Below are 2,500 nucleotides of genomic sequence, written 5' to 3'. Positions count from 1 at the left end.
CACCAACGTTGAAAAGTTGGGGGATGACCTGTGGTTAGGGGTGAAAGGCCAATCAAACTCCGTGATAGCTGGTTCTCCCCGAAATGCATTTAGGTGCAGCGTCACGTGTTTCTTGCCGGAGGTAGAGCACTGGATGGCCTAGGGGGCCTACAAGCTTACTGAAGTCAACCAAACTCCGAATGCCGGTAAGTGAGAGCGTGGCAGTGAGACTGCGGGGGATAAGCTTCGTAGTCGAGAGGGAAACAGCCCAGATCACCAGCTAAGGCCCCTAAGCGTGTGCTAAGTGGTAAAGGATGTGGGGTCGCATAGACAACCAGGAGGTTGGCTTAGAAGCAGCCACCCTTGAAAGAGTGCGTAATAGCTCACTGGTCAAGTGGTTCCGCGCCGACAATGTAGCGGGGCTCAAGCACACCGCCGAAGCTGTGGCATTCACGCGTGTACCAGGCCTTCGTGGTCCAGGTGCGTGGATGGGTAGGGGAGCGTCGTGTCACCGGTGAAGCGGCGGAGTGATCCAGCCGTGGAGGTGACGCGAGTGAGAATGCAGGCATGAGTAGCGAAAGCAGGGTGAGAAACCCTGCCGCCGGATGACCAAGGGTTCCAGGGCCAGGCTAATCCGCCCTGGGTGAGTCGGGGCCTAAGGCGAGGCCGAGAGGCGTAGTCGATGGACAACGGGTTGATATTCCCGTACCCGCGTAGAAGCGTCCATGCCGAACCTGCTTGTACTAACCTCACAATGGTCTGAACCTTTCGGGGGGATGGCCGGCGTTTGGGAACTCGGGTGGTAGTAGGCAAGCGATGGGGTGACGCAGGAGGGTAGCTGGACCCGGCCGGTGGTTGTGCCGGGGCAAGCGTGTAGCCCGTGCTGTAGGCAAATCCGCAGCACATGAGGGTGAGACGTGAAGCGGAGCCGTTCAGGCGAAGTCAGTGATCCCATGCTGCCGAGAAAAGCCTCTAGCGAGTTTCGAGCGGCCCGTACCCCAAACCGACACAGGTGGTCAGGTAGAGAATACCGAGGCGATCGGGCGAACTGTGGTTAAGGAACTCGGCAAATTGCCCCCGTAACTTCGGGAGAAGGGGGGCCACCGATGGTGAGACCACGTGCTGGTGGAGCGGTTGGTGGCCGCAGAGACCAGGGGGAAGCGACTGTTTACTAAAAACACAGGTCCATGCTAAGTCGTAAGACGACGTATATGGACTGACGCCTGCCCGGTGCTGGAACGTTAAGGGGACCTGTTAGTCCTTCGGGGCGAAGCGGAGAACTTAAGCGCCAGTAAACGGCGGTGGTAACTATAACCATCCTAAGGTAGCGAAATTCCTTGTCGGGTAAGTTCCGACCTGCACGAATGGCGTAACGACTTCCCCACTGTCTCAACCACAGGCCCGGCGAAATTGCACTACGAGTAAAGATGCTCGTTACGCGCGGCAGGACGGAAAGACCCCGGGACCTTCACTATAGCTTGACATTGGTACTCGAATTCGATTGTGTAGGATAGGTGGGAGCCGACGAAGTCCTCACGCCAGTGGGGGTGGAGGCAAGCTTGAAATACCACTCTGTTGGATTTGGGTATCTAACCTTGGACCGTGAGCCGGTTCAGGGACAGTGTCTGGTGGGTAGTTTAACTGGGGCGGTTGCCTCCTAAAATGTAACGGAGGCGCCCAAAGGTTCCCTCAGCCTGGTTGGCAATCAGGTGTTGAGTGCAAGTGCACAAGGGGGCTTGACTGCGAGACTGACAGGTCGAGCAGGGACGAAAGTCGGGACTAGTGATCCGGCACTGGCAGGTGGAAGCGGTGTCGCTCAACGGATAAAAGGTACCCCGGGGATAACAGGCTGATCTTCCCCAAGAGTCCATATCGACGGGATGGTTTGGCACCTCGATGTCGGCTCGTCGCATCCTGGGGCTGGAGTAGGTCCCAAGGGTTGGGCTGTTCGCCCATTAAAGCGGTACGCGAGCTGGGTTTAGAACGTCGTGAGACAGTTCGGTCCCTATCCGCCGCGCGCGTAGGATACTTGAGAAGGGCTGTCCCTAGTACGAGAGGACCGGGACGGACGAACCTCTGGTGTGCCAGTTGTTCTGCCAAGAGCACGGCTGGTTGGCTACGTTCGGAAGGGATAACCGCTGAAAGCATCTAAGCGGGAAGCTCGCTTCGAGATGAGGTATCCCACCCCTAGAGGGTTAAGGCCCCCAGCGAGACCACTGGGTTGATAGGCCGGAAGTGGAAGCCTGGTAACAGGTTTGAGCTGACCGGTACTAATAGGCCGAGGACTTGACCTACATATCAAGCATGTAAGATCTTGCATCCACTGTGTGATTCTGAACCAACACCTGGACGCACCCTGCCGACTGTGGTTGGTGGGTGTGCGGGGTTGACAGGTTCATAGTGTTACGGCGGCCATAGCGGAGGGGAAACGCCCGGTCCCATTCCGAACCCGGAAGCTAAGCCCTCCAGCGCCGATGGTACTGCACCCGAGAGAGTGTGGGAGAGTAGGACGCCGCCGGAC

The 2,500-nt window shown here is 57.8% G+C and carries 2 rRNA genes (1 of these 2 cut by a window edge); both read left to right on the top strand.

The features are described 5' to 3' along the window. Positions 1-2,273 (top strand): 23S ribosomal RNA (locus AB0B76_RS58650); it begins 835 nt to the left of the window's first position. 110 nt (positions 2,274-2,383) lie between these two features. After that, positions 2,384-2,500, top strand: a 5S ribosomal RNA gene (gene rrf, locus AB0B76_RS58645).

This window comes from Dactylosporangium sp. NPDC049140 (assembly GCF_040648435.1).
The sequence above is the reverse complement of the archived record's forward strand: the minus strand, read 5'-3'. Positions and strand labels throughout refer to the sequence as shown.